Source organism: Methanocalculus pumilus, from assembly GCF_055382585.1.
Genome location: NZ_AP042393.1, coordinates 1,318,093 through 1,340,531, shown reverse-complemented (window position 1 = coordinate 1,340,531; position 22,439 = coordinate 1,318,093). Strand labels below are relative to the sequence as shown.

The 22,439-nt window shown below is 47.3% G+C and carries 29 protein-coding genes; 19 read left to right on the top strand and 10 right to left on the bottom strand.

The genetic code is table 11. From position 1 onward, the window contains the following. Positions 1–77 precede the first annotated feature (77 nt). Positions 78–1,406, top strand: a complete 1,329-nt coding sequence (gene dnaG / locus ACZ44I_RS07050) for a DNA primase DnaG (protein ID WP_464551307.1) — start codon at positions 78–80, stop codon at positions 1,404–1,406. 71 nt (positions 1,407–1,477) lie between these two features. Then, the gene (locus tag ACZ44I_RS07045) at positions 1,478–1,762 is read left to right on the top strand and encodes a UPF0058 family protein (RefSeq protein WP_464551309.1); all 285 of its coding nucleotides are present in this window, start codon (positions 1,478–1,480) and stop codon (positions 1,760–1,762) included. A 2-nt stretch (positions 1,763–1,764) separates the two neighbouring features. Here ACZ44I_RS07045 and ACZ44I_RS07040 read toward each other — a convergent pair whose 3' ends face one another. Together ACZ44I_RS07040 and tes are read right to left on the bottom strand one after the other, a co-directional pair. Further along, complete coding sequence (locus ACZ44I_RS07040) at positions 1,765–2,565, bottom strand: ATP-grasp domain-containing protein (protein ID WP_464551311.1); 801 nt, start codon at positions 2,563–2,565, stop codon at positions 1,765–1,767. Positions 2,566–2,583: 18 nt separating this feature from the next. Then, entirely contained in the window at positions 2,584–4,056 is a 1,473-nt protein-coding gene (gene tes / locus ACZ44I_RS07035; protein WP_464551313.1) for a tetraether lipid synthase Tes, read from the bottom strand. A 136-nt stretch (positions 4,057–4,192) separates the two neighbouring features. On the opposite strand from tes, the gene ACZ44I_RS07030 reads away from it, so the two are divergent. Genes ACZ44I_RS07030 through argF form a run of 4 tightly spaced genes read left to right on the top strand, consistent with a single transcriptional unit; the run spans position 4,193 to position 7,428 of the window. Next, on the top strand, positions 4,193–4,693 hold the full coding sequence (locus ACZ44I_RS07030) for a CDP-2,3-bis-(O-geranylgeranyl)-sn-glycerol synthase (protein ID WP_464551646.1): 501 nt from the start codon (positions 4,193–4,195) through the stop codon (positions 4,691–4,693). Beyond that, on the top strand, positions 4,687–5,199 hold the full coding sequence (pyrE, locus tag ACZ44I_RS07025; RefSeq protein WP_464551315.1) for an orotate phosphoribosyltransferase: 513 nt from the start codon (positions 4,687–4,689) through the stop codon (positions 5,197–5,199). Before ACZ44I_RS07030 ends, pyrE begins: the two co-directional genes overlap by 7 nt. 28 nt (positions 5,200–5,227) lie before the next feature. Beyond that, positions 5,228–6,520 carry a phosphoribosylamine--glycine ligase gene (purD, locus tag ACZ44I_RS07020; protein WP_464551317.1) on the top strand — a complete coding sequence of 431 codons (1,293 nt, stop codon included), beginning with the start codon at positions 5,228–5,230 and terminating at the stop codon, positions 6,518–6,520. Further along, positions 6,511–7,428 carry an ornithine carbamoyltransferase gene (gene argF / locus ACZ44I_RS07015; RefSeq protein ID WP_464551647.1) on the top strand — a complete coding sequence of 306 codons (918 nt, stop codon included), beginning with the start codon at positions 6,511–6,513 and terminating at the stop codon, positions 7,426–7,428. Before purD ends, argF begins: the two co-directional genes overlap by 10 nt. Here the strand turns inward: argF and ACZ44I_RS07010 are convergent, their stop codons facing one another. From ACZ44I_RS07010 to ACZ44I_RS07000, 3 genes are all read right to left on the bottom strand, one after another. Then, a complete protein-coding gene (locus tag ACZ44I_RS07010; protein WP_464551319.1) occupies positions 7,429–7,659 on the bottom strand; it encodes a hypothetical protein in 231 nt (76 codons plus the stop codon). A gap of 3 nt (positions 7,660–7,662) precedes the next feature. After that, positions 7,663–9,162: a methanogenesis marker 14 protein gene (locus tag ACZ44I_RS07005; RefSeq protein WP_464551321.1), complete on the bottom strand. Its 1,500-nt coding sequence runs from the start codon at positions 9,160–9,162 to the stop codon at positions 7,663–7,665. A 64-nt stretch (positions 9,163–9,226) separates the two neighbouring features. Beyond that, a complete protein-coding gene (locus tag ACZ44I_RS07000; RefSeq protein ID WP_464551323.1) occupies positions 9,227–9,952 on the bottom strand; it encodes a heparan-alpha-glucosaminide N-acetyltransferase in 726 nt (241 codons plus the stop codon). 104 nt (positions 9,953–10,056) lie between these two features. Between ACZ44I_RS07000 and ACZ44I_RS06995 the strand changes: the two genes are divergently transcribed. The 11 genes from ACZ44I_RS06995 (at position 10,057) to ACZ44I_RS06945 (ending at position 18,174) form a co-directional block, all read left to right on the top strand. Next, entirely contained in the window at positions 10,057–11,274 is a 1,218-nt protein-coding gene (locus ACZ44I_RS06995) for a YcaO-related McrA-glycine thioamidation protein (protein ID WP_464551325.1), read from the top strand. Further along, positions 11,231–11,896, top strand: coding sequence for a TfuA-related McrA-glycine thioamidation protein (locus ACZ44I_RS06990; RefSeq protein WP_464551327.1), 666 nt, complete (start codon positions 11,231–11,233; stop codon positions 11,894–11,896). Before ACZ44I_RS06995 ends, ACZ44I_RS06990 begins: the two co-directional genes overlap by 44 nt. A gap of 73 nt (positions 11,897–11,969) precedes the next feature. Further along, on the top strand, positions 11,970–12,863 hold the full coding sequence (locus tag ACZ44I_RS06985) for a class 1 fructose-bisphosphatase (RefSeq protein ID WP_464551329.1): 894 nt from the start codon (positions 11,970–11,972) through the stop codon (positions 12,861–12,863). Between the two features lie 14 nt (positions 12,864–12,877). Further along, positions 12,878–13,822 (top strand): fructose 1,6-bisphosphatase, encoded by a 945-nt coding sequence (locus ACZ44I_RS06980; protein ID WP_464551331.1) that lies wholly within the window; start codon positions 12,878–12,880, stop codon positions 13,820–13,822. Between the two features lie 136 nt (positions 13,823–13,958). Next, positions 13,959–14,195, top strand: a complete 237-nt coding sequence (locus tag ACZ44I_RS06975; RefSeq protein ID WP_464551333.1) for an LSM domain-containing protein — start codon at positions 13,959–13,961, stop codon at positions 14,193–14,195. A gap of 6 nt (positions 14,196–14,201) precedes the next feature. Continuing rightward, positions 14,202–14,549 (top strand): Lrp/AsnC family transcriptional regulator, encoded by a 348-nt coding sequence (locus ACZ44I_RS06970; RefSeq protein WP_464551335.1) that lies wholly within the window; start codon positions 14,202–14,204, stop codon positions 14,547–14,549. A gap of 122 nt (positions 14,550–14,671) precedes the next feature. Further along, on the top strand, positions 14,672–14,956 hold the full coding sequence (locus ACZ44I_RS06965) for a hypothetical protein (RefSeq protein ID WP_464551337.1): 285 nt from the start codon (positions 14,672–14,674) through the stop codon (positions 14,954–14,956). Positions 14,957–15,060: 104 nt separating this feature from the next. Further along, entirely contained in the window at positions 15,061–15,225 is a 165-nt protein-coding gene (locus ACZ44I_RS06960) for a DUF2080 family transposase-associated protein (RefSeq protein ID WP_464548477.1), read from the top strand. Then, on the top strand, positions 15,209–16,618 hold the full coding sequence (tnpC, locus tag ACZ44I_RS06955; protein WP_464548475.1) for an IS66 family transposase: 1,410 nt from the start codon (positions 15,209–15,211) through the stop codon (positions 16,616–16,618). Before ACZ44I_RS06960 ends, tnpC begins: the two co-directional genes overlap by 17 nt. Next, positions 16,611–17,603 carry an RNA-guided endonuclease TnpB family protein gene (locus ACZ44I_RS06950; protein WP_464551339.1) on the top strand — a complete coding sequence of 331 codons (993 nt, stop codon included), beginning with the start codon at positions 16,611–16,613 and terminating at the stop codon, positions 17,601–17,603. The genes tnpC and ACZ44I_RS06950 overlap by 8 nt, the downstream gene beginning before the upstream one ends. A 52-nt stretch (positions 17,604–17,655) precedes the next feature. Beyond that, the gene (locus ACZ44I_RS06945) at positions 17,656–18,174 is read left to right on the top strand and encodes an archaellin/type IV pilin N-terminal domain-containing protein (RefSeq protein ID WP_464551341.1); all 519 of its coding nucleotides are present in this window, start codon (positions 17,656–17,658) and stop codon (positions 18,172–18,174) included. Here the strand turns inward: ACZ44I_RS06945 and ACZ44I_RS06940 are convergent. Beyond that, the gene (locus ACZ44I_RS06940; RefSeq protein ID WP_464551343.1) at positions 18,146–18,715 is read right to left on the bottom strand and encodes an endonuclease dU; all 570 of its coding nucleotides are present in this window, start codon (positions 18,713–18,715) and stop codon (positions 18,146–18,148) included. The two genes, ACZ44I_RS06945 and ACZ44I_RS06940, sit on opposite strands and share 29 nt — an antisense overlap. A gap of 39 nt (positions 18,716–18,754) precedes the next feature. Here ACZ44I_RS06940 and aglJ point away from each other — a divergent pair, with 39 nt between their 5' ends. Continuing rightward, positions 18,755–19,696: an S-layer glycoprotein N-glycosyltransferase AglJ gene (gene aglJ, locus ACZ44I_RS06935; protein ID WP_464551345.1), complete on the top strand. Its 942-nt coding sequence runs from the start codon at positions 18,755–18,757 to the stop codon at positions 19,694–19,696. Positions 19,697–19,722: 26 nt separating this feature from the next. On the opposite strand, the gene ACZ44I_RS06930 is transcribed toward aglJ, so the two are convergent. Genes ACZ44I_RS06930 through ACZ44I_RS06920 form a run of 3 tightly spaced genes read right to left on the bottom strand, consistent with a single transcriptional unit; the run spans position 19,723 to position 21,163 of the window. Further along, entirely contained in the window at positions 19,723–20,292 is a 570-nt protein-coding gene (locus tag ACZ44I_RS06930; RefSeq protein ID WP_464551347.1) for an aldolase, read from the bottom strand. After that, the gene (locus ACZ44I_RS06925) at positions 20,265–20,894 is read right to left on the bottom strand and encodes an endonuclease III domain-containing protein (protein ID WP_464551349.1); all 630 of its coding nucleotides are present in this window, start codon (positions 20,892–20,894) and stop codon (positions 20,265–20,267) included. The genes ACZ44I_RS06930 and ACZ44I_RS06925 overlap by 28 nt, the downstream gene beginning before the upstream one ends. After that, the gene (locus tag ACZ44I_RS06920) at positions 20,894–21,163 is read right to left on the bottom strand and encodes a thioredoxin family protein (RefSeq protein ID WP_292736586.1); all 270 of its coding nucleotides are present in this window, start codon (positions 21,161–21,163) and stop codon (positions 20,894–20,896) included. Before ACZ44I_RS06920 ends, ACZ44I_RS06925 begins: the two co-directional genes overlap by 1 nt. A gap of 259 nt (positions 21,164–21,422) precedes the next feature. Between ACZ44I_RS06920 and ACZ44I_RS06915 the strand changes: the two genes are divergently transcribed. After that, on the top strand, positions 21,423–21,776 hold the full coding sequence (locus tag ACZ44I_RS06915; RefSeq protein WP_464551353.1) for a hypothetical protein: 354 nt from the start codon (positions 21,423–21,425) through the stop codon (positions 21,774–21,776). On the opposite strand, the gene ACZ44I_RS06910 is transcribed toward ACZ44I_RS06915, so the two are convergent. Next, positions 21,769–22,350: a carbonic anhydrase gene (locus ACZ44I_RS06910; protein ID WP_464551354.1), complete on the bottom strand. Its 582-nt coding sequence runs from the start codon at positions 22,348–22,350 to the stop codon at positions 21,769–21,771. The genes ACZ44I_RS06915 and ACZ44I_RS06910 overlap by 8 nt on opposite strands. Positions 22,351–22,439: the final 89 nt, after the last annotated feature.

Genomic DNA, 22,439 nt, shown 5'->3' with positions numbered 1-22,439 from the left:
GTAATCGCAAATCCTTATGACATAATGCCTATGATCAAGCGCAGACATAATTGCATGATCGATGGAGGTGCGTTTACATGTATTCACCAGATACGACAAAGTATCTTATTCAGATTCATCTCGAAACAGAGGGGGTGGTTGAAAAACCCGACGTAGTCGGTGCCATATTTGGCCAGACAGAAGGATTACTTGGCGAAGATCTCGATCTGCGTGATCTCCAGAGAACCGGAAGGGTTGGACGTATTGATGTTCAGATCATCAGCAAACGTGGAGAGACCGCAGGTGAAATATTCATCGCCTCGTCTCTGGATCGGGCAGAGACAGCTATACTTGCTGCATCACTTGAGACAATAGATCGGGTTGGTCCCTGCGTTGCACGCGTCCGTGTGGAATGTATTGAGGATATCAGAGTAGCGAAACGGAAAAAGATCATCGAACGGGCAAAAGAGCTTCTTCTGGATGCTTTTGAAGAGAACACAATCGACTCACAGGATCTTCTGGATGAGGTGCGTGAATCGATCAGAATTGAAAAGATCAGGCTTCTCGGGGAAGAGCGAATTCCAGCCGGTCCGAATGTCGAAGAATCCGATGCTATCATCATTGTTGAGGGGAGAGCGGATGTTCTGAATCTCCTCCGATATGGGATAAAAAACAGTGTGGCGGTAGAAGGAACCAATGTCCCCGATATCATCATCAGTCTCTGCGAAAAGAAGACTGCAACCGTCTTTCTCGATGGGGATCGTGGTGGGGAACTGATACTGCGTGAGCTTCTCCAGATTGCGGATATTGATTTTGTTGCATATCCGCCACGGGGCAAGAGTGTTGAGGATCTCAGCCGGAAGGAGATCGTCAAAGCCCTGAGAAACAAGATGCCGATTGAATATGTCCGTGATCAGGTGAATCGTGATATCAGAAAGGTCCCCTCAGATCATGGAATCCAGCCAACCCTGTATCCTTATTCCCCTGATATCAGTGAAGAGAAAATTCCGGGGAATTCTGTTGGAGAGGGGAGTACAACCCACACTTCACCTGTAATAGTTCCAGATGATAGTTTCCCTCAGGTGAAGAGATCTGATAATGTCTCCAAAGAGCCGGATATCATCCAGCCCTCTGAGGAGAAAGGAGGAAATGCAACACTTGGCAGGCACATGAAGGCAGTGTATGGCAGTGGTCTTGGACGTTTTCTCTCTCCTGATCTCTCGACACTTCATGATTTTTCCCCTGAAGAATTTGAGGCTCTCCTTGAAGAGTATGGTTCCGAGAGTGCGGGTGTTCTTCTTGATATAAATGTGGATCAGAAGATTTTGGATGTAGCTGCCGAAAAGGGTCTGGAATTTATCGCTGCGCGTGATTTTCAGGGTATTGTGAAAAGACCAATATCTTTACGTATGGTGAATATGCAATAGTATTTTAGATTTTCTTTTTAATCCATACTCTTTTATTCCCAGCCATCACGATCGTACTTGCGGGTGATCCGATGCATAAAGATGAGTTGATCGCACTCCACCAGATGTTAGCAGATATCAAGGGTTACTTTGAAGAAAAGAGACCTGATATTTCATTTCCTCAGTACCAAGCCCTGAAGATCAACCCTTCCCAGGTACATAAAAGCAAACTTGAGCATAAGTATGCAATTTTCATTCTTGCAACAGAACTTGCAAATGTTATGAAGGATGCAGAACTTGGATCCTCGGGAAGGATAAGCTCCAGAATGAGGGAGCTTGCAGAGAAGACGCTGAAAGAGATCGAATGTGCCCAGTGATTTTATTTTAATTTTTTTAGACTCTCTTCTTCTCTGACCAGATATTCTGCCATCAGATGGGGTATTGGGGCAGCCATGCAATGCCAGTTTGGTGTACCATTCACTTCAAGGACGGTATATCCATCATCTGTCCTGAGAAGATCAACACCACAATAATCTATTCCGACAGCCTTTGCTGCTGCTTCAGCTATCCTCCTCATTGCAGGATCGATCTCAACCGGTGTGCCGACCCCTCCCTTATGGATATTATGGGTCAGGTGGGGTGACTGGCGGTATATCGCCCCAACGGCATTATATCCGATGACAAAGACCCTGAAATCGCGATCATTTCTAACATACTCCTGAATATAATATGGGGGTTCAGCAAGATCTGAGATGTCAGAGAAGAGGAAAATGCCATCTCCGTCAAATCCATAGACTGGCTTATACACAGCTTTCCCATGTTTTAAGAGGAACGCTTCAACTGCTTCCTGTGAAGCGGTAAAGAGTGTCTCTGGTGTTGGTACGCCATGGTGGCAGAGAAGTGCGGACGTCATCACCTTGCTTGCACAGGTGGCGATTGCTTCCGGGGTATTGACAAGACGGTTTTTTAACGAGAGGGCTTTGATCTGTTCAAACTCAACACCGTTCTGGCGAATGCCACAGACCCAGATAAGATCACCCTTGTAGGGAACCCTGAAAGGATTTATTTCATTGAGATGAAGCAGTTTATACTGTGCATTCAGCGTATCAAGTGCATCAAGCACCATTTGTGTTGAATTATCCTCGGGTGTATCGGTTGGTTTTGGAATGATTCTGATCATCTGAAAACCACATCACTATCAAAATGATTGAGTCTCTTCATTGAGTGCGTGTTTTTTCCAGACTTCCTCACGCCTCATCGGTCCGCTGTTATAACTGCAGAATGGGATAATCTGACCATCGGGGGTTGCATAGTGGATACAGCACCGGTTTATCCGGTTGATATCATAGTTATAATTATCCATAAAATGCATGGTTCCGATGAAGAGTGCATTCCAGTGGAATTTTCTGAGAGCATCAAAATTTTGGTGAATCAGGGCATTTGTAATGAGCCCCCAGAAATCAATCTTATCTGGCCGATCATTCTTCATGGTGGTGCGGAGCTGATTCACACCCTCAAGGAGGGTTCGGTATTTATTGATCGTTCCTTTCGTCTTCAAACCCTCTGCAATGGTATCAATCGACTTAAAAAAGTCATCAACATCTACCATTCTGTTCACCGGAACAAGCCCGTTTTCTGTGACGAAGAGGTAAGTGGCTGCTCCACAGTGTGGGTTTGCTGTAAACTGTATCTGGGGACGTCCTGTATATGATTCTACCAGATCGATGATCGGCTTGACACATGGGATCGGATAAAAGTCTGCTGCCTTTAATACTCCCTCTGTCTGTTCTTCTATTCCCTTGAGAAGATCGGGGATGGTGATCCGTTCCTTTTGGATATCGTCGTTGCTTGCAGCCCCGGTGAATGCAACCGGCTGGAAGTTGACCCCTCGTATCACATCGATATTCTCTGCTGCAAACCTGATGATGGAACCTGCCTCATGATGGTTCTTTCCACCAATTATGGTAGGTACAAGAACGATTCCCACTTTTAGTTCCCGGCAGTTTTCTATGGCTTTCTTACTGATCTCAAGAAGGGGATTTGTTGTTTTGGTGACACCATCGAAATGGAGGTATAGAGTGGAAACACCTGCATCTTTCAGATCTGAAACAAGCTGTTTATCCTGTGCAAGCCTGATACCGTTTGTTGCAATCTGTACCTGGCTGAATCCATATTCCTTGGCTTTTCTGACGATCTCGGGAAGGTCTTTTCGCATCGTCGGTTCACCACCTGAAAGCTGAACTGCCGGGGGTGGAACCGGTTTCTGGGATCGGAGGAGCAGAAACATCTCTTCTATCTGCTCCATCGTTGGCTCATAGATAAAACCACATGCGCGGGCATTTGCAAAACAGAATTCACAATTCAGATTACAGCGATTTGTGACATCAACATTTGCAAGCAGGGTTCCAGATCTATGTTCGGAACAGAGGCCACAATCATTTGGGCATCCATTCCGGTTTTCAGGCTGCTTTGAGTTTTGAACACCGTTACCTATAGCGTTATAAGCATCAAACCTGTGGTACATTGCAGAATCAGACCAGTAGAGCGATCTAAATGGACCATGATCCGGACATTCACGGCAGAGCCAAATGGCATTATCTTCTTCGATAATATCCGCATCAAGGACTGTTCTACAAACCGGGCAGATACTTTTCGTCTTTTTGATCAGCATTCTTGATTCACCCGCGAAAACCTTCAGAGTAAGTATGTGATACAGTATTTTTTAAACCTTCCACCATAGTACATAGGATATGGGTGGTATCGATATCAATTCGCTCATCATTATCGGCATATCCGCACTCTGGGTGATGCTTCCGGCTTATCTTCCAAACCCGGTTGCAGCTGCACTTGGTGGCGGGAAACCGATTGACGGTGGAAGATGCTGGCGTGATGGCAGAAGGATATTTGGTGATGGCAAGACAGTGAGAGGGCTCATAGCCGGGATCGCCGGAGGTGTTGCCATAGGACTCCTCCAGATCCTTGTCCATTCCCATACAGAGATCGTCTGGTTACCAGAGCATACACTCGTATCGATCACCCTTCTTGCTGTCGGGGCACTCCTCGGCGATCTGGCAAAGAGTTTTCTGAAGAGGCGGAGGGGGGTTGAAAGGGGTGAGAAATGGCCGGTTGCCGATCAGTTCGATCTTGTTATTGGCGCATTCATCCTGCTTCTCATCTTTGATCCCGGTTGGTTGTTTTCTGCGATCACAATTCCAATTGCAATTGCAATTCTGATCCTCACCCCGGTTCTTCATCGTGGAACAAATATTATTGGCTATATACTTGGAATAAAGGATGTACCATGGTAGACGATATTTCATCACTCCTGATTCAGTATCATGCAATTGAATTTGGTGAATTTTTACTGGCTTCCGGCCAGAAGAGCTCGTATTATGTTGATATCAAGCAGGCAGTGACGCATCCTGACCTGCTTTATGCAATCGGCCGAATTGTATCTGATGCATATGATTTCGAACTGGTTGCCGGTGTTGCGGTCGGGGGTGTTCCGCTTGCAGTTGCCGTATCACTTGTGTCTGGGAAACCCTATGCTATCATCCGTGCGACTGAGAAAGATCATGGTAAAGCTGCGCGGATTATTGGAGATGTAGCCGGCAGGAGGGTGCTTCTCATCGAAGATGTTACCACATCCGGTGGTTCTGCCATCTATGGAGTCGAAGAGTTACGGCGGGCTGGTGCTTCTGTCGATACGGTGGTGACAATTGTGGATCGAGAGCAGGGTGCAGCGTCACGTATGAAGAAGAAAGGCATCTCTCTCTGCCCGCTTGCACGGGTAAGCGATCTTTTGAAAAAGTGATAGTATAATAGGAGAAGGGTTCAAATACATGAGCATGAATTACCTGGTTGTGGGTGGTGGCGGAAGGGAGCACGCACTTGCACGAGCACTCTCCTGCAATCCGGAGTCCGTACTCTATGCCGTGATGTCACATGCAAATCCCGGCATTACTACACTCTGCCGTGATTATTTAATCGCAAGTGAGACTGATACTGAGGCCATTGTCGGATATGCAAAAGCCCGGCAGATTGACTATGCAGTGATCGGACCTGAAGCTCCATTACATGCCGGGGTTACCGATGCATTGATTGAGTGTGGTATTGGATGCCTGGGACCGACCCGGGCAGCTGCACGGATCGAGACGGACAAAGCCTTCTGCAGACAGCTCATGAAGGAGTACCGGATCGAAGGTCTCCCTGCATATCGCATCTTTTCCGATCCCGAAGATGCAGTGGCTTTTATCTCATCACATGAAGAGGATGTTGTCATCAAACCAATCGGCCTGACCGGAGGAAAAGGCGTCAAGGTGATGGGTGAACAGGTCGATCGGGCGGGTGCGTTCGAGTATGTCCGCTCCATTCAGGGGGGAATGGTCATTGAAGAGCGGCTCATAGGCGAGGAATTCACCCTTATGGCATTTGTCGATGGCAATTCTCTCATCCCCATGCCCCTTGTCCAGGATCATAAGCGTGCGTTTGAGGGGGATACCGGTCCAAATACCGGTGGAATGGGATCATACAGTATGCCCGATCACAGACTCCCCTTTGTTCTGGATTCAGAATATGCAACAGCTCTTCGGATAATGCATGATGTCGTCTCGGCACTTGATAAATCAGGTTCTCCCTACCGTGGTATCCTCTATGGACAATTCATGAATACGGCGTCTGGTCCAAAAGTTATCGAATTCAATGCACGGTTTGGAGATCCGGAAGCCATGAATGTTCTCTCAATACTCTTAAGTGATTTCTCCGATATCACCATGCGTGTTGCTGATGGTACTCTCCACCAGTCTGACGTGGTGTTTGACAAAAAGGCAACCGTATGTAAATATGTAGTTCCTGCGGGCTATCCTGAAAAACCAAAGACTGGAGATAGAATTGAGCTTTCAGGAGATCACGATGCCCTTCTCTATTATGCCAATGTGGAGGAGAAGAACGGATCCATCTTCACCCGCTCGTCCCGTTCCCTTGCCTTTGTTGGGATTGGTGAGAACCTGGCAGATGCCGAGAGATCAGCTGAGGCTGCGGCATCTTCAGTTCGGGGAAATGTCAGGTACAGGACGGATATTGGAAAAGAAACCATTCTTTTTAATCGTATACATCATATGAAGGAATTGCGATGAATGTACTCTCTATTCTGGATCTCTCGTCTGAAGAGATCTCGATGATCATTGAAGATGCAATCCGGCTGAAAGAAGAGCGTCGGCAGAATATCCCTCATCCATACCTCTCTGGAAAAACACTCGGTATGATCTTTGAGAAGTCATCGACCAGAACACGGATATCATTTGAAGTCGGGATGTTTGAACTGGGGGGATCTGCCCTGTACCTTAACCCACGGGATATGCAGCTGAATCGCGGTGAGGCCATCGGCGATACTGCGCGTGTTCTCTCACGATATCTCTCGGCAGTCATGATCCGCGCACATACCCACAGCTCTATTGAGGCATTTTCTGCATCTTCTGCGATACCGGTCATTAACGGCCTTTCAGACATGGAACACCCATGCCAGATTCTTGCGGATCTGATGACCTTAAAGGAACGTTTTGGCCGCTTATCGGGACTGAATGTTGCATGGGTCGGGGATGGAAACAATGTCTGCAATTCACTGATCCTTTCATCTATCAGGACAGGAATGAATGTATCAGTTGCCACTCCTCCAGGCTACGAACCCGATAGCGAGTGCATCCGCCGTGCCGAAGCCGAAGGCTCTGTGAGATTGTGCGAGACCCCTCTTGAAGCGGCAGAGGGTGCCGATGCAGTTTATACAGATACCTGGATATCGATGGGTCAGGAGGCTGAAGAGAAGGAGCGTGTTGCAGCCTTTATGGGATATCAGGTGAATGCAGAACTGCTTAAGCGCGCATCTCCAGAATGTATTGTTCTCCACTGTCTCCCGGCACATCGTGGCTGTGAGATCACCGACGAACTTCTGGATGGACCCCAGAGTGCTGTCTGGGATCAGGCTGAAAACCGCCTCCATGCACAAAAAGCACTTCTGCTCACGATTTTTGGGATTGATAAAAAATAATTAATTGATAAATTTTTTTAGTTCTTCAAACATGAACGCCTCAACACGTTCCACTTCTTCCCTTTCTCCTCTGAATGCCAGGAGTTCACGTTCGTCCCCATCCATATTCGCAAAAGTAAGGCGGGTTTTATGCGGCACCAGTTCGACATTAAAATTCTCCACTATTGAGCGGATAATGCTTCTCGGTACTCCCGGTGGGATCACCAGATCAAATAATTCTGCTTCTTCCATACTCTATCTCCCAATCTTTATTCTTCTACCCATGATACAGCCCCCTCCACGGACGCCGCCAAGGGGATTTTTCGGTTTTCCGAGCGAATTCATACAGCGTCCCATCAATGCAGCACCGCGAGCAAGCCCATCATCGACAAAGACGAGATGATCGACGGGATCTGCGAAGAGCTCGCGTTCGATGATCCCTTCAAGGATATACTCAGGTTTTTTACCTGATATTGCGGCTCTACCTGTGAAGCCTATGGATGCATTCTCCGGAACAAGATTGCGATCAATACAGACATCAATCAACCGAAGTGCCATCCTGGCACAGACACGATCAACAATCTCTGTTATGACAGGTAACCTGTATTTCTCATAGATCTCCGCACCAATCTTTTTGAGGTTGTCGGTTTCATCCCCGTTCACGCCACAGTCACAACCTATCAGTGCCACTCCCGATTCTTCGGCTACATCTGCATAGACCGGTACACGCCCAAACCGCTTTCGATCCGAGGGAACTATCCTGATATCAATATGTTCATGGCAGAGATCGACATATTCGGATATTATCTTCTTATGTCCTCCTAATGAGAAACTTCCGCCACCCATTCCTTCACCAAATACATCCAGTGCAGTCCCCGTCCTCTCCTTTACAAGACCGGTTCCCCTGATGATTGCATCGGGAATGGCTCCGGCAAGGCCACAAAAATTGCCGATTGTTTTTGCAAAGGGGTTATCGGCATCGTGTGGGACATCACCGGTTATTCTTCCGTCAAGCGTGGTGCCAAAGTCAAGTGAGATGCAGGGATTCCGAAAATCAACCGGAGTCCATTTTGCGCCTTCTTTGATCCCTGCCATTGCAAGTTCCCCTTCCATCTCATTTGCCACCATCTCAACCCCTGTACTTCCGATTGGAGGTATAACGCCTGCAACGGCACCGGTAAAGACGAGTCGGTCAGCGAAGCTGTGATCCCTGAGCTTTTTAGGGAGATTCTCAATTGACATTGGCGGCGTCATCTTTCGGGGGGGGACCCCTGCTTCAAGGCAGCCGTTTGCCAGAGCGATAACAAAATCGCCGACCTGATCGGGTGAATCCATTGCCGCAACAACCCCGGTGCTCCTGACCACAAAATCAAGATCTTTCTTGATATCCAGTTTTGCTTCATTGTGGCATTGAATCAGGGTGTCACGGACGAGTTCGGTCACCGATTCCCGTGTCAGTTCGGTTCCGTCCAGTGTCTTTCCAAAGATCTCCTCTCCGGGCTTTGGGGGACGGACATCCCGGCTCATGCTCACTGTCTTGTTTATAACATAGCATAAACCGGTTTCAAGGCTGGTTCCTGTCAGGATACATTTTGTAGTGGTATTGCCCATCTCAACAGAAGCGACGATGAAATATGGTTTGTTCTTATATTCTGGTATCTGCATGCCAGCACCATGGGATATTGAAGGTGGAGGCGGGCTGTAGACCATGTGAGGTTTCTTCCCAAAGAAACCCTTCAAAAAACCGGCGCACATACTAATCGATTCTCAAGGCAGAACAATTAACCTTTCTGTTTCTCTCCTGGAAAAAACCAGGCTATTAGATCCCTGCCTGTCCGATCAGAACAAGAAACCCAATGATGATCGGCTGGTGAATGAGATAGATAAGAAGCGAATTTCGTCCGGGAACAGCCAGAAGATTCACAATTCTGTTATTATGTTGTTTTATTTCCTTTTTAGAATACCGGAATGTTCCTGCTGCTATTCCCAGCAGGATCAGGGAGAACCATGGTATAAGCGGTTCATAATCCAGCGTATAGAAGCCGGGTGGATAGATGCCAAGTGGGATCAGGTGCGCTGGTCCATAGACCGGAAAGAAGAGGAACCAGATGAGAATAATCATACCAGCCGGAAGGATATTCCATCTTCCCAAGGGGAGAAATAAGATTGCGAGGATAGTGGAGATTCCTATGAGATGGAGGATCCCAAAAACAATGAATCCTTCATGGGGATAGATCCAGGTGACAATTGTTATTCCTGCTGCAATACCGAGGATTTTTATGCCGCGTGAGATGAATGGAGAGACAGATCCTCTGTAATCTGCCTGCATCCCGATTGATCGAGCTTTTAAGTGGAGCGAGATCCCGGCGATGAAGATGAATGAACCGGCGATCGGATATGCCATGTAGCGAAAGAACGGGTCAACCTGTATGATTCCAAAATAACTCAGATCGAAGATGATATGGTATACGATCATTGCGATGAGAGACACTCCACGGGCAGCATCAAGAAGATCATCCCGTTTTGTTCCGTGCGGCTTGCTCATCAGATCTGATCTCTTGCCGTGATCATATATATTCTATCAGCCTGATTGCGTTTCATAATGCAAAGGTAGTAAGTATCTGAGGGGATAAGATCTATTAGATTCAGATGCAGTTGAAAAGCTGCCCGAAAGGGTATATGATCGAAACACACCGGGCTGTATCTCCCGAGTCAACCCTTGAGCGGATTGAACCCCTCCTTCCACAGGCAGGTATTACGCGGGTTGCCGATATCACCGGACTTGACCGGCTTGGAATTCCGGTCTTCTCCTGTATCCGCCCTACTGCCGAGGGTGGAGCAATATCTGTCTATAATGGGAAAGGGGCAACTTCGGTTGCTGCGCGGGTATCTGCTATCATGGAAGGGATCGAACGGTGTTCTGCTGAGATGCACTCCGATCCAATAATGATCGGACGGTATTCTGAGATCTCAGGGAAATCACCTGCTGTCAATCCTGTTGATCTGATCCTGCCTGCCGGTACGGATCCGGATGCCCGGGTGCCGTGGGTTGGTGGTTATGATATCATCAATAACGAGGAGGTGCTTCTTCCTGCACATGCCGTATATCATCCCCTCTCCCACGCATACAATCCTCTTCACCGGACAAATACGAATGGTATTGCATCCGGCAATACTCTGGAAGAGGCGATCATCCATGGACTGCTGGAGGTAATCGAGCGGGATGCATGGTCACTTGTTGAGGCAACCCGCTATACAGGGAATCGTATCACAGACGTCACCGATCCGATCAGCTCAGATATCATCGACCGTTTTGCCCGTGAGGGGATTGATCTTATTCTCAGGGATATTACAAGCGATATCGGGATTCCTACCTGTGCCGCAGTTGCAGATGATACCGTCCTCTGCGATCCGGCCCTTCTGGTTACAGGGATGGGGACGCATACAACACCGGAGATCGCAGTCCTTCGTGCACTCACCGAGGTGGCACAGAGCCGCCTCACCCAGATACATGGTGCCCGCGAGGATACTGTTGTTGCCGATATGAGGAGGCAGATCGGGTACGAGAGGACAAAACGCATGAATGGATACTGGTTCCGTGAGAATGGAGATGTGTTATTTGAGAGCCTGCCATCGCATACAAGCGATGATCTGCTGGCGGATATCCAATATGTCTGCCGCTGCCTTGCCTCTGCCGGATTTGACCGGGTGATAGTCTCTGATCTGACACATCCGGATATCGGCATTCCAGTTGTCAGGGTGGTTGTTCCCGGTCTTGAGGTGTACGCTATGGATCAGGAACGGATGGGAGAGCGGTGTAAGAATGCCAGGCGCAGTCGTTTACCTCGGTCCAAGTCTTCCTCATGAAGAGGCACGGGCACTCTGTCCGGATGCCACATTCCTCCCCCCGATCAGGCGCGGGGATCTGAATGCCATTTTCGGATCACAAGTATCACTTGTCTGTATCATTGATGGGTACTTCTTTCAGGATTCTGCTGTCGGCCATCGCGAGATCCTCTCTCTTCTCCGGAGTGGAATTTTCGTGATTGGTGCATCAAGCATGGGGGCGCTCAGGGCAGCAGAACTGGATTCCCTTGGAATGGAGGGGGTTGGTGTCATCTATTCACTGTACCGGAATGGAACACTCGTCTCTGATGATGAGGTGGCCCTTGTCTTCGATCCCGAAACATTGACTCCCCTCTCTGACCCCCTTGTTAATATCCGGTGTACGCTTCGACATGCCAGAAAAGATGGTGTTATCTCAGAAGATGTGGAGGCTCTTCTTATCAGAACTGCAGAAGATCTCTTCTATCCCGAACGAACCTATGAGCGTATCGTCTCTGTACTGGGGATTGAATTACGCACCCGCCTTCTCGAGTTTATTTCAAAATCGGCAATCGATCAGAAACGATCAGATGCCATTGAAGCTCTCACGAGAGTACATGATATGCTGAACAGAACAGAGTTCACCGGTAAGAATGAGGCATAATTAAGATGCCAGCAGACGACGAAATGATACATCTGCCCGGTACGGGGACGGGACATAACGGAGTGATAAGGATATGATAACAGTACAGGAGTATCTCAGGGAGAAGAATTGCGAATCCGATCTTGCCGATCTCATCTGCCTGATTGCAGAACAGGCAGGGCCTATCCGGAGCGCATTTATCTCGAATCAGCGGTATGCCACCTCACTCAACACATCCGGCGAAGTGCAGGCCGAGATGGATACCTGGTCGGATACACATATATCCAAAATACTTGCCGGATCTGGTCTTGTCTCTCTGATAGCATCTGAAGAGCAGGAGAAGGTCTTTGAGTGCCGGGATTCCATGGGCCGGTATTCTGTTGTGATGGATCCGCTTGATGGATCGTCGCTGATTGCTGTGAATCTTGCAGTTGGTACAATTGTCGGGATCTATGAGGGACGTTCGGTCCTGAGAAAGGGAAATGAGATGAAGGCCGCCCTCTATCTTCTTTATGGCCCGATGACGACTCTCACGCTCTCAATAGGATCAGGGGTGGCTCTCTTCTCTCTGGCAGATGACGGGCGGTATCTGCTGATGGAGGATTCCATCACCATGCCGGAGGGTACTATCTATGGGAGTGGTGGCAAGAGGCCGGAATGGACAAAAAAGCATTCGGAATTTATTGCCGCGCTTGAGGCTGAAGGTGCAAAGAGCCGCTATTCGGGTTCATTTGTGGCTGACTTCCACCAGATTCTCAAATATGGCGGCCTCTATGCATATCCTGCCGCGCGTGGAAAGCCAGAAGGGAAACTACGACTGGTCTTCGAAGCCCAGCCTATTGGTTTCCTCGCAGAGCAGGCAGGGGGCAGGATCAGTAATGGATCTTTGGATATACTTGAAATTCTTCCTGAAGATGTCCATCAGAAGACGCCGATTTATGTCGGGAGCAGAGGGATAATCGAGCGGCTGGAAGCGCTGCCCGAATAAGGGAGCTCGTAGGTATGACGGACTCTTTGCTGTTGAAATGCACCCTGATCACCTCCCGTCCCGGCGGATTTCCGGCAGGACACCGGGTACATCCCGGTATGCTTGAACTGGCAGCCCGCCTGCTGAAGAAAGAGGAGGGTGGAATACTGATAGATTCCTTTGTATTTCGGTGCGGGGATGTGCTTGGCTTTCTCATTACACACACACAAGAGGTAGAGATTGATTCCCTGGTACAGAGGGTTCTTGAATCCTGTCGTGATTATCTCGAAAAGAAGAATATCTTCTCTCCTGCGCAAGCTTCCACAGTATCATGCACGCTGTCATTTGCTGAGCGCAGATCTGAAGAGATCCTTCTCTTCATAGCCGACCATCCAACTGCGGATCTCTTTAATCTCCACCTCTATCGTATCTTTGCCGATCCATTCTCGACAACACGGCTTGTTACTGACGAAGCGCTTCTGGATGGTTTTGTCTTTTCAACATCCTCCCATGATTCCAAGCGTAACTTCTCTCTTCCTGAGGATACATACCGTCTTCTCGCTTCGATCAGGAGGCCGGAAGAGACGAGGGTCACAATTGTATCGAAGAGAGATGGGGAGCATGCGGCATCTGTAACCGGGCCGTCAAAAACTGCCGCCCCCGGCCTTCTCCTCAGGACTGGGGGCATATTTCCAACTTATGGTGAAGCAGTCGAGCCCTTTGCCCAGCCGTACATGGTGCGCTCCTCAGGTGGAGAACGGCCTATGATGCCACTTATTCCGGTTTCTCTTTGTGATGCACAGGGTTCCCGTTCCGGAGGGCCGCCCCGGGTTGTCTGCCTTGCCTTCACACTTGCAGGTGGCCGGCTGATTGGGCCTGCTGATATCTTTGATGATCTGGCGCTCGACCCAGCCAGAGAACTTGGATCCCGGATTGCAGGATTTTGCCGTGCACACGGCCCCTTTGATCCATTCCTCTGATCAACTCTTTGTAAAAAACGCTCATGATGCCATCTGGGGCAACAGGCATACAAGATGAAAATGATGGGTTTTCCCATGCATTTTCATATAAAAGGTATGAAAAGGTTAATGTGGCAACCCTGCGATAGTATTCATAATGGTGTCAAGTATTGTTCTGCCTATTAAAAAGGTAAATTCTCTCGTCGATTCCAAAATTGTCGTAGAAATTAAGGATGATGGAAGAAAACTTCAGGGGAGGCTTATTGCGGTTGACGAGTATCTCAATCTCCACATGGATGAAGCCACAGAGCTTACTGAAGGGTCACGTGAACGAAATCTTGGATGTGTTGTTATACGCGGGAACAATATTCTGAGCATCGCTCCCGTCATCTGAAGCGCTATGACTGATGACTTGTTTGACGAAGCGCTCCAGTTGATACAGTCGAAGAGCGATGGTGTTCTTCAGAGCGAATTATGGAAACTCCTGAATGTTGACTCCAGGAAGTGTTCACGGATTGTCAAGAAGCTCATCGATTCTGGGATGGTTGAGCGACATGAATATCGGAAAAACGGGATTAAGACATATCTCCTGAAATCAACAAAAAAGCGGGTGATTGATCCCTCTCTCCTGATGGCTGGTGAACATCTGATCCCCTGTGTCGGCTGCGAGCGCGAATGTGTTGTTGAAACCTGCGAACTCCTTCTTGACTGGATGTATGAACTTGCGTTTGTGGGTTTTGAGGATTAAGAGTTCTCCTCTCTTTTTATCATCTTTTCTTCTTCAACTAAAATGGCAAGGAGTCCCCTTCCTTTAGGTAGGGGGGGAATTGCCTCAGATACCTTTATATTGTCACTTGAAAATTATACTGTATGCAACAAGTGAAAACCATTCCGTTAAAGTTGTATAATTACGGGGGAGAGTTAAACGCTCTCGTCCAAAGTTATACATCAGGGATGAACTATGTTTCCACTGTTGTATATGAACATGGTAAGCCTATGGGTTCTGACAAAATCCAAAAACGGGTTTATCAGGACGTACGAAACCTCGGATTACTCAGCCAGATGACCTGTAATATCTGCCGCCAGGTAGCAGGAACCTACAAAACCGTAAGTGGTCAGTCACCTGAAGCACTGTCCACACCATTCTTTTATTGACCTTCATTTTATCACCATATTCCTCAGATCACCTCATACTCCATGAATCGGTAGTTTTAAATACTATAGATATCTAATAGATATCTCATATGAGGAAAGTCCCAATGAAAGTAACTACAGAGCTGAATGTCAAGAACATCGAAGGGTTCTATGTCAGAACTGTAAAGCCATTTGGAACGAGTGCAAAAGTAGACTGCCCAAAAGAGCATCTCGGAAAAACGGTGTTTCTGGTAATAATCGGTGACGAGAAGAATGACAACAGCTCTTGAAGAGTGCAGGTGCATTAATGCATCTCTCATACGTGAAAATGCCTGTCTTCGAGAGCAGATCGCAACGCTTGAAATGAAAAACAGAGAGCTCAGTGCTGCTTATGACCACTTACAGGAGCAATTCTTAGAATACAAGCATCGCCACCCAAAACAGGTAGGGGTGAAACATGGAAAATCATACGTCATACAACCAGATGACTCATCGCATGCAGCTGATCCTCTTGTAGATACACCTCAACAGATCAAACGAAAACCTGGTGGTCAACCCGGTCATAAAGGACGGTTTAGAGAGAAAGCGACCAATATCACAAAGACAGTTACTGTAGATGTTACCTGTTGCCCAAACTGTGGCAACGATACATTGAGCCGTATTCAGGAAAAAAGAACCCGAGTTATTGAGGATATCCCAGTGCCCGTGGCTGATGTGATCGAATACACACTATGCAGACGATATTGTTCATGTTGTAAGAAGCTTGTCGAGGAACCGATCACGACGGCATTGCCAAAGGCAAGGCTGGGGCTGAAGGTCATGCTTGTTGTGGTCTGGTTGAAAATTGGATTGAGATTGACTGAAGAGGCAATCCCACAAATTCTTGACGAGTTATGCGGGATTCGAATAAGTGAAGGAGAAGTATCCAATATCTGTTCAATGATCGCCAAAGAGTTTGGCGAGTATTATGCTCAATTAGAAGAGGAGATCCGGAGCGCACCTGTTCGGTATATCGATGAAACTTCATGGAGAGAAAACGGTAACAGACAATGGATGTGGGCCTTTGTCACGAAAGGAATGGCATTGTATCGGATCGCGAAAGGTAGAGGACATGAGGTGCCATGCGAGGTGCTTGGAGAACAGCCAAGTGGTGTTGATGTCCACGATAGATTTCGAGCATACGATGTGGTCGAGCGACTTACGGGAAACCGACCTCAACAACTCTGCTGGTTCCATATTCTCGGAGATTCAAAGGAGTTGGTTCAATTATGTGGTGAAGAGGGGAGGACAATCCATAAGGGTATGAAAGAACTTTTTGCCAGTGCAAGTGCATTCGACCACAAAGGGACAGATGAGGATGTCAAGCGTCTGATTGAACGCCTTCATACTGTATTGGGTCAGAATTTCACAAAGTTGAGATGTAAAAAGTTTGCACAATCAATCCTGAAGAGACCGGATCAGCTCTTTGTGTTTGTGACAAACCCAGATGTCGAAGGGACGAATAATCGTGCAGAGCGAGCCATCAGACCACATGTTGTCTACCGAAAAATATCAGGAGGGACACGATCACCGATAGGAACAAAGAGATACGAAGTATTGGCTTCAGTTATCCAAACATTCAAGTTAAAAGAGAAAAATTTTGTGAAAGCGGGATTAGAGATCATTCAAACTTCACATGGCTGACCACTTACACAAAACCTTGAAAGAACAGATTAAAACAGGTCAGGCAGAATGGCAGGAGATCCGATATCGTCCCACAAATGTAACCTTCTCATATAGGCGGGATTTTACTATCACGAAAGAATGGGTGAGCATCACCACATTGGATGGTCGAAAAAAATATCCATTCCACATGTATTCTTCTGCCGAACAGTATTTTGACGGTTCATGGGAATTTACCGCATCGAAACTTGTTAAACATAAAGACGGCTATTATTTCCATCTCTCCGTATCCAGGACCATCCCCGATCCCCCCGAATTGGATACAGCATCCACATTCATGGGGGTTGATGTTGGAATGAACTGGTTAGCCGTCGTCAACACCACAGACAACAAATGCAGGTTTTTCTGCGGTGGAGAAGTCAAGAACCTCAAAAACATCTATTCATCCATGCGAGCAAGGTTACAAGCCAAAGGCACTTTATCTGCAAAACGAATGTTGAAACATATATCAGGTAAAGAAAGACGGCTCATGGCAAATATGAATCATAACGTGTCCAAAGAGATTGTTCAGTTTGCACTCGATAATAATGTTAATTGTATCGGATTAGAAGATTTAACAGGCATCCGTACAAACACCATCCACAAAACCCGTAAAGAAAACAGGTATCAGAAATCATCGTGGTCATATTATCAGTTACACTTTATGATCGAATACAAAGCGAAAACCGCGGGTATTCGTGTCGAATATATTGACCCTCAATATACTTCGCAGACATGCCCACGATGTTATCACATTAACAAATCGAACCGTAATGGTTTGTCTTTTACGTGTAAATGTTGTGGATATACGTTACACTCTGATCTTATCGGTGCAAGGAACATCGAATTGCGAACACGTGATTCCAGGTATATCCTGGAATCACAGGGGTGTGAAGTCAGCCACCCAGACGAGTGTCCTGAATTTTTGCAGAGCCTCAAGCCCCGTCCTTTAGGGCGGGGTAGTTGACAGGAACTCTTTTCAGATTGTATAAATAGCCGGACTTATAACATTTTTTAGGATGTCAGATGGGCGATCCGGGGAAGCAGTATCACAGGTTCAGGGTGTCCTGCTCCTTGTTGTAATCACAATCATTCTTGCAGTTCTTCTGTTTCTGATGCTCCATATCCCGCTCTGGCAGGGAGGATCTCCTAAAGAGCCACCGGAGATCTTTGCAATCACGCAGCTGAGCCACTATTGTGAAAAAAATGGTGGACTAAATTATGATAGCAGGATGACCATCATCAATAGCGGAGTGACTACGTATGTCAATGACGATCTCTGGGCCGAGATCTTTGTCAATGGTCGGGATTCCGGAGCCCTCATCTCTTCAATGAATGCTCATCAGTTCATCCCGACATACCATATCGGTGTTCAGAGGATGGAAGGTCCCGGCTCGACAGGGTTTTACTGGTATCCGGGATCAAGGATCTTTCTTGATCTGACTGATGGTACATTTCGACCCGGAGATTCTGTCAGGCTTGATGTGTATCATAAGGATCATGACCGGCTTATCTCCCGTTCTGAGCGGATTGCATGACTGCACGGGCAAAAAGCCGCGCAACCCTGATTGGCTCCGGGACTCTGCCATCGAAGGTAAATCTGTTGACGATCCTTGTTGCATCATCAAGCTGAATTCCTGATCGCCTGATATAGACAACATGCCCGGTCTTCAGATGGATAGAATCACGTTCCCCGAGGGCGCAATATGCGTCCATTCTCTCTGTATCACCCGGGAAATGATGGCTGATCGCCTCTTCTAGGCCACCTGATTCCTCATAGGTGATGATCAGAACCGGGGTGTTTGTGGCCTTTTGAATCAGATCGGGATTGATGATATTGTACCAGGCGATTGCAGCCCCTGAGATTAGGATCAGATTGATATCTGTCCGGTTTAACGAGATGAAAAGTCGGATCACAGCATCGATTGCATCCATCCCTCCAACAGTCACATGAGTGAGTGCAGATCCATCGATTCTGAGATCACCTCTCATTACGACACCTGCAAGGAACGATTCATCTCTCCCTATCCAGCTTTCTGCGATGCCAAGGATACGTATCCCCGGTTTCTCCAAACCCATACAAGGACTTATCAGAATGTACTTATTAATAATTGTACGATGGCCATCGAGAGAACGGATGTCTGTATCCTCATTCCTACACTCAATGAAGGTAAAACGATAGAACCCCTCATCCGTGAATTTCAGGGGATGGGTTTTACACATATACTCGTCATTGATGGTAAGAGCACCGATGGGACAATAGAGGCTGCATCCCGGGCAGGTGCAGAGGTGGTAACCCAGGTTGGCAGAGGCAAAGGTGCAGCGATCATTGAGGCATTCTCGATGATCCGCGAGCCCTACATCCTCATGCTTGATGGTGACGGCACCTATGCTCCGGCAGATGCCGATCGAATGCTCGCACCTCTGGCACACGGTGCTGATCATGTCATCGGTGAGCGCTTATCCGGGTATGAGAAGGGTGCCCTGACACGCCTGAATCATTTTGGTAATTATATCATCAATGTTCTCTTCAAATGGGCTCATGGGGTATATCTTCAGGATATCCTTTCGGGATACCGGGCCTTTACCCGCGAGTCACTTTCCCGGATGAACCTGAAAGAGTCCGGTTTTGAGATCGAGACCGAGATTGCAGCTGAAGCGGTCAGGAACGAGCTTAAAATAACTGTTGTTCCTGTCAGTTACTGCCAGAGACCGGGCACCCCCACAAAGCTCCATCCGATCCGGGATGGATACAAGATCATAAAAACCATCTATCGGCTCGCCAAAATCGGAAATCCTCTCTTCTATTTTGGAATTATCGGCCTTCTTCTCACCCTGATGGGTGTGGTGCTCGGGATCTATGTCGTCTATGACTGGTTCCAGAGTATTGAACGTATACCAATGACTGTCCTTACAGGTCTTCTGATCATGTCTGGACTGATTATTCTGATGTTTGGTCTCCTTGGAGATATCTTCCTTGCGTTTCACCGTGAGACGACCGGGGAGATCCGGAAGCTTCGTGAACAACTGAATCGAATCGAGAATGAGGAAAATAAGTAACTTTTTTAGTCTGCTTCTGTTTTTCCTCATTGCTTTACTATTTCCCTGTGAGCATCAGGGTTTTTTGTGAAATGCCCTGTATAAAAGAGTACACGTGATGCATGCTCAGCAAGTGAGGTAAAAAGATATGCTTCATCGATTGTTTTTGCAGCAGCAAATGTCCCATGCCCCCTGGCAATGACAAGATTACTTTTTTTCAGGATATCTGCACAATTCTCTGCGAGTTCCTGACTGCCGGGTACTCCCTCCACAACAGAAATCTCCGGGCAGAGCATTTCCCCTTCACTGTCGATTGGTATGATCTGATCCATGAGAAGTGAAGCCGCAACCGCACAGGAGGGGTGGGCATGCACGATTGCGTCATGTTCAGTCTCCCTGTAGATCGCTTCATGAACCCGGTATTCGCTCGATGCCCCCTTTGGAACCGGCTCGCCGGGAATCACCCGGATAAGCTCTCCAGCATCATCAAGGTATGAACCACTTCTGGTGATGAGGTATCCATTATCTGAACGTATACTCATATTGCCAAAATTACCGCCAACGAGTCCTTCATTGAAGAGGCGGCGTCCTATTCGCGTAAAATCCGGATTCTGCATTCCTGACATCTCTTCTTACTACAATATTCTTTTGCATATTCAACAATCTGGCCATGACAGGATCTGAGGTGAAGGTTGTTTGAACCAAGAGCTGATAAGAAGATCCGGCGTAATTGATCATCGGGGAGCGAAACTCCGGCGCAGGTACAGATCCGGCGGGTATATGCATCAATTACAAATGTCTCCCGAAAAAGTCCATAACAGAGGATACTATCGGCAGTCTCTTCACCTACACCATTCACTGTGAGGAGGGAACGTCTCAGGAGATCAGTTGGGATCAGATCGATCTCTTCCATCTCATGATACTGGTCCAGAAAAAATGTGGCAAGCTGATGGAGGCGTGCTGATTTGACCCGGTAAAACCCGGTACATCGTATACAGGATTCCAGATCTGCCGGATCCGCTGCCGCAATCGCGGCAAGGGTATTCAACCCGGCAGATCTTAGCCGGGTTAATGCCGCTTCAACATTCTCCCAGCGTGTCTGCTGGGTTAATATCGCCCCGATAACCACTTCCTCAAATGGTGCATCCCACCACGGAAAGGTTCCATAGGTCTCGTTTAAGACCGAAATAAGTGATTCTATACGGCCTCTTTCATCCATCAGATAAGTGGTTTTAAGAGTTCTTCCAGTCTCCGTGCATCGGTTACTCCTTCGAGTTTATGGATAACAGCTCCGTCTTTTTCTATGATGAGTGTCGGAACAACCTGAATCTGATATTTTCCTGCAAGATCCATATGATGATCGACATCAATTGTCTTGATTTCAACTGCATCCCCGAGTTTTACCTTCAGGTCCTCAATGATGGGGGTCTGCATCTTGCATGGCCCACACCATGTGGCGAAAAAGTCAATAAGAATCGGTCTGGTCATGGAATTACCTTCTTTTACTGTCGTTGAAAAGAGCAATAAAGATTGCCTTTTTCCTCTCTCCCGAGATAAACCTTATGAGAATGGCATGCAGATCAGACCTTTATAGGGTATGCTGACTATCAAAGGCAAATCATGCGCGATCGAGAGCCTAAATCCCCTTTTTACAGTTGTTGTGATATGATGGTGCAGCCATTATTTTCTACTCACTCTTTTCCTGAGAGAGCGATGGTGCTAAATTGTCTGAATCCAGATATCTTATATGAATAGTATAATCGATATTGAAGTAATCGGGCTTGAGGAACTCTCATGCGGTCCGTTCCCCTGCAATGATGAACGAAGCTGTGAACTTACCGAATGTGCCCCCACCGAGAAGCTTATCAATGCTGTATCGGCGCTCAAAAAGTTGCTTAAGAAGGAGTATGGCGATACTGTCTCACTTCAACTCACCTGTATCGATGATGGTGTGCCGCAAAGAATTCGGACGATTATTGAGGAACACCAGCCTCCTCTTCCAATTATCCTTATAAATGGTCGCGTTACTCCGGTCGGCCGCATCTCACTCCCTTTAATCAGAGCGGAGATAGAAAAAGAGTTGAAGAACTCCTCTATGTGAGCTCTTCAAGTACTCCGGTCTCAAGATAGTAATAGAGACCGTGTATCTCCACCTTATTCTCTTCTTCAGCCTTTTTTACGATTGGGTATGTTCTGAGATGCTCTATCTGGAGACGAACATTCTCTTTTTCCATCTCTGTCAGCCGCTTCTTCTCCTCTTCTGCGTTCTTTGGGGGGGGTATTTTTGCATCGACCCTGATCTGTGCCTCACGAGCATTATTGATCCAGAGGGGGATATATGAATCCTGCATCTCTTTATCAAGGGCTTTGATACCTCCACATTCAGAATGGCCGCAGATGACAATATTCTCGACCTTGAGGTGTGCAACAGCATATTCAAGGACGCTTGCAAAGTTCCAGTCCTGAAGAGGAACGATATTTGCTATGTTTCGATGGACAAAGAGCTCGCCCGCTTTTGCATGAGTAACTCGCTCAGGATCGATACGCGAGTCTGCACACCCAATCCACAGTGTCTTCGGGCTCTGGGATTGTGCCAGATCGGAATATCGTTTTCTGTCTTTTTCAAAGTCTTCTTTAATAAAAGCCTTATTTCCTTCAAAAAATTGATCGATCATACTATCACACCGGAGCGAATGGAAATGCCCCACGGTACCTGAACATTCTCTGTTAATTAATGCTTTGAAATACAAATGACTTCAATTGC

What these genes read in the sequence shown, in the direction of transcription:
- dnaG (WP_464551307.1), top strand. Translation starts at nt 78, where the DNA reads ATGTATTCACCAGATACGACAAAGTATCTTATTCAGATTCATCTCGAA.
- ACZ44I_RS07045 (WP_464551309.1), top strand. Translation starts at nt 1,478, where the DNA reads ATGCATAAAGATGAGTTGATCGCACTCCACCAGATGTTAGCAGATATC.
- ACZ44I_RS07040 (WP_464551311.1), bottom strand. Translation starts at nt 2,565, where the DNA reads ATGATCAGAATCATTCCAAAACCAACCGATACACCCGAGGATAATTCA.
- tes (WP_464551313.1), bottom strand. Translation starts at nt 4,056, where the DNA reads ATGCTGATCAAAAAGACGAAAAGTATCTGCCCGGTTTGTAGAACAGTC.
- ACZ44I_RS07030 (WP_464551646.1), top strand. Translation starts at nt 4,193, where the DNA reads ATGCTTCCGGCTTATCTTCCAAACCCGGTTGCAGCTGCACTTGGTGGC.
- pyrE (WP_464551315.1), top strand. Translation starts at nt 4,687, where the DNA reads ATGGTAGACGATATTTCATCACTCCTGATTCAGTATCATGCAATTGAA.
- purD (WP_464551317.1), top strand. Translation starts at nt 5,228, where the DNA reads ATGAGCATGAATTACCTGGTTGTGGGTGGTGGCGGAAGGGAGCACGCA.
- ACZ44I_RS07010 (WP_464551319.1), bottom strand. Translation starts at nt 7,659, where the DNA reads ATGGAAGAAGCAGAATTATTTGATCTGGTGATCCCACCGGGAGTACCG.
- ACZ44I_RS07005 (WP_464551321.1), bottom strand. Translation starts at nt 9,162, where the DNA reads ATGTGCGCCGGTTTTTTGAAGGGTTTCTTTGGGAAGAAACCTCACATG.
- ACZ44I_RS07000 (WP_464551323.1), bottom strand. Translation starts at nt 9,952, where the DNA reads ATGAGCAAGCCGCACGGAACAAAACGGGATGATCTTCTTGATGCTGCC.
- ACZ44I_RS06995 (WP_464551325.1), top strand. Translation starts at nt 10,057, where the DNA reads ATGCAGTTGAAAAGCTGCCCGAAAGGGTATATGATCGAAACACACCGG.
- ACZ44I_RS06990 (WP_464551327.1), top strand. Translation starts at nt 11,231, where the DNA reads ATGCCAGGCGCAGTCGTTTACCTCGGTCCAAGTCTTCCTCATGAAGAG.
- ACZ44I_RS06985 (WP_464551329.1), top strand. Translation starts at nt 11,970, where the DNA reads ATGATAACAGTACAGGAGTATCTCAGGGAGAAGAATTGCGAATCCGAT.
- ACZ44I_RS06980 (WP_464551331.1), top strand. Translation starts at nt 12,878, where the DNA reads ATGACGGACTCTTTGCTGTTGAAATGCACCCTGATCACCTCCCGTCCC.
- ACZ44I_RS06975 (WP_464551333.1), top strand. Translation starts at nt 13,959, where the DNA reads ATGGTGTCAAGTATTGTTCTGCCTATTAAAAAGGTAAATTCTCTCGTC.
- ACZ44I_RS06970 (WP_464551335.1), top strand. Translation starts at nt 14,202, where the DNA reads ATGACTGATGACTTGTTTGACGAAGCGCTCCAGTTGATACAGTCGAAG.
- ACZ44I_RS06965 (WP_464551337.1), top strand. Translation starts at nt 14,672, where the DNA reads ATGCAACAAGTGAAAACCATTCCGTTAAAGTTGTATAATTACGGGGGA.
- ACZ44I_RS06960 (WP_464548477.1), top strand. Translation starts at nt 15,061, where the DNA reads ATGAAAGTAACTACAGAGCTGAATGTCAAGAACATCGAAGGGTTCTAT.
- tnpC (WP_464548475.1), top strand. Translation starts at nt 15,209, where the DNA reads ATGACAACAGCTCTTGAAGAGTGCAGGTGCATTAATGCATCTCTCATA.
- ACZ44I_RS06950 (WP_464551339.1), top strand. Translation starts at nt 16,611, where the DNA reads ATGGCTGACCACTTACACAAAACCTTGAAAGAACAGATTAAAACAGGT.
- ACZ44I_RS06945 (WP_464551341.1), top strand. Translation starts at nt 17,656, where the DNA reads ATGTCAGATGGGCGATCCGGGGAAGCAGTATCACAGGTTCAGGGTGTC.
- ACZ44I_RS06940 (WP_464551343.1), bottom strand. Translation starts at nt 18,715, where the DNA reads ATGGGTTTGGAGAAACCGGGGATACGTATCCTTGGCATCGCAGAAAGC.
- aglJ (WP_464551345.1), top strand. Translation starts at nt 18,755, where the DNA reads ATGGCCATCGAGAGAACGGATGTCTGTATCCTCATTCCTACACTCAAT.
- ACZ44I_RS06930 (WP_464551347.1), bottom strand. Translation starts at nt 20,292, where the DNA reads ATGCAGAATCCGGATTTTACGCGAATAGGACGCCGCCTCTTCAATGAA.
- ACZ44I_RS06925 (WP_464551349.1), bottom strand. Translation starts at nt 20,894, where the DNA reads ATGGATGAAAGAGGCCGTATAGAATCACTTATTTCGGTCTTAAACGAG.
- ACZ44I_RS06920 (WP_292736586.1), bottom strand. Translation starts at nt 21,163, where the DNA reads ATGACCAGACCGATTCTTATTGACTTTTTCGCCACATGGTGTGGGCCA.
- ACZ44I_RS06915 (WP_464551353.1), top strand. Translation starts at nt 21,423, where the DNA reads ATGAATAGTATAATCGATATTGAAGTAATCGGGCTTGAGGAACTCTCA.
- ACZ44I_RS06910 (WP_464551354.1), bottom strand. Translation starts at nt 22,350, where the DNA reads ATGATCGATCAATTTTTTGAAGGAAATAAGGCTTTTATTAAAGAAGAC.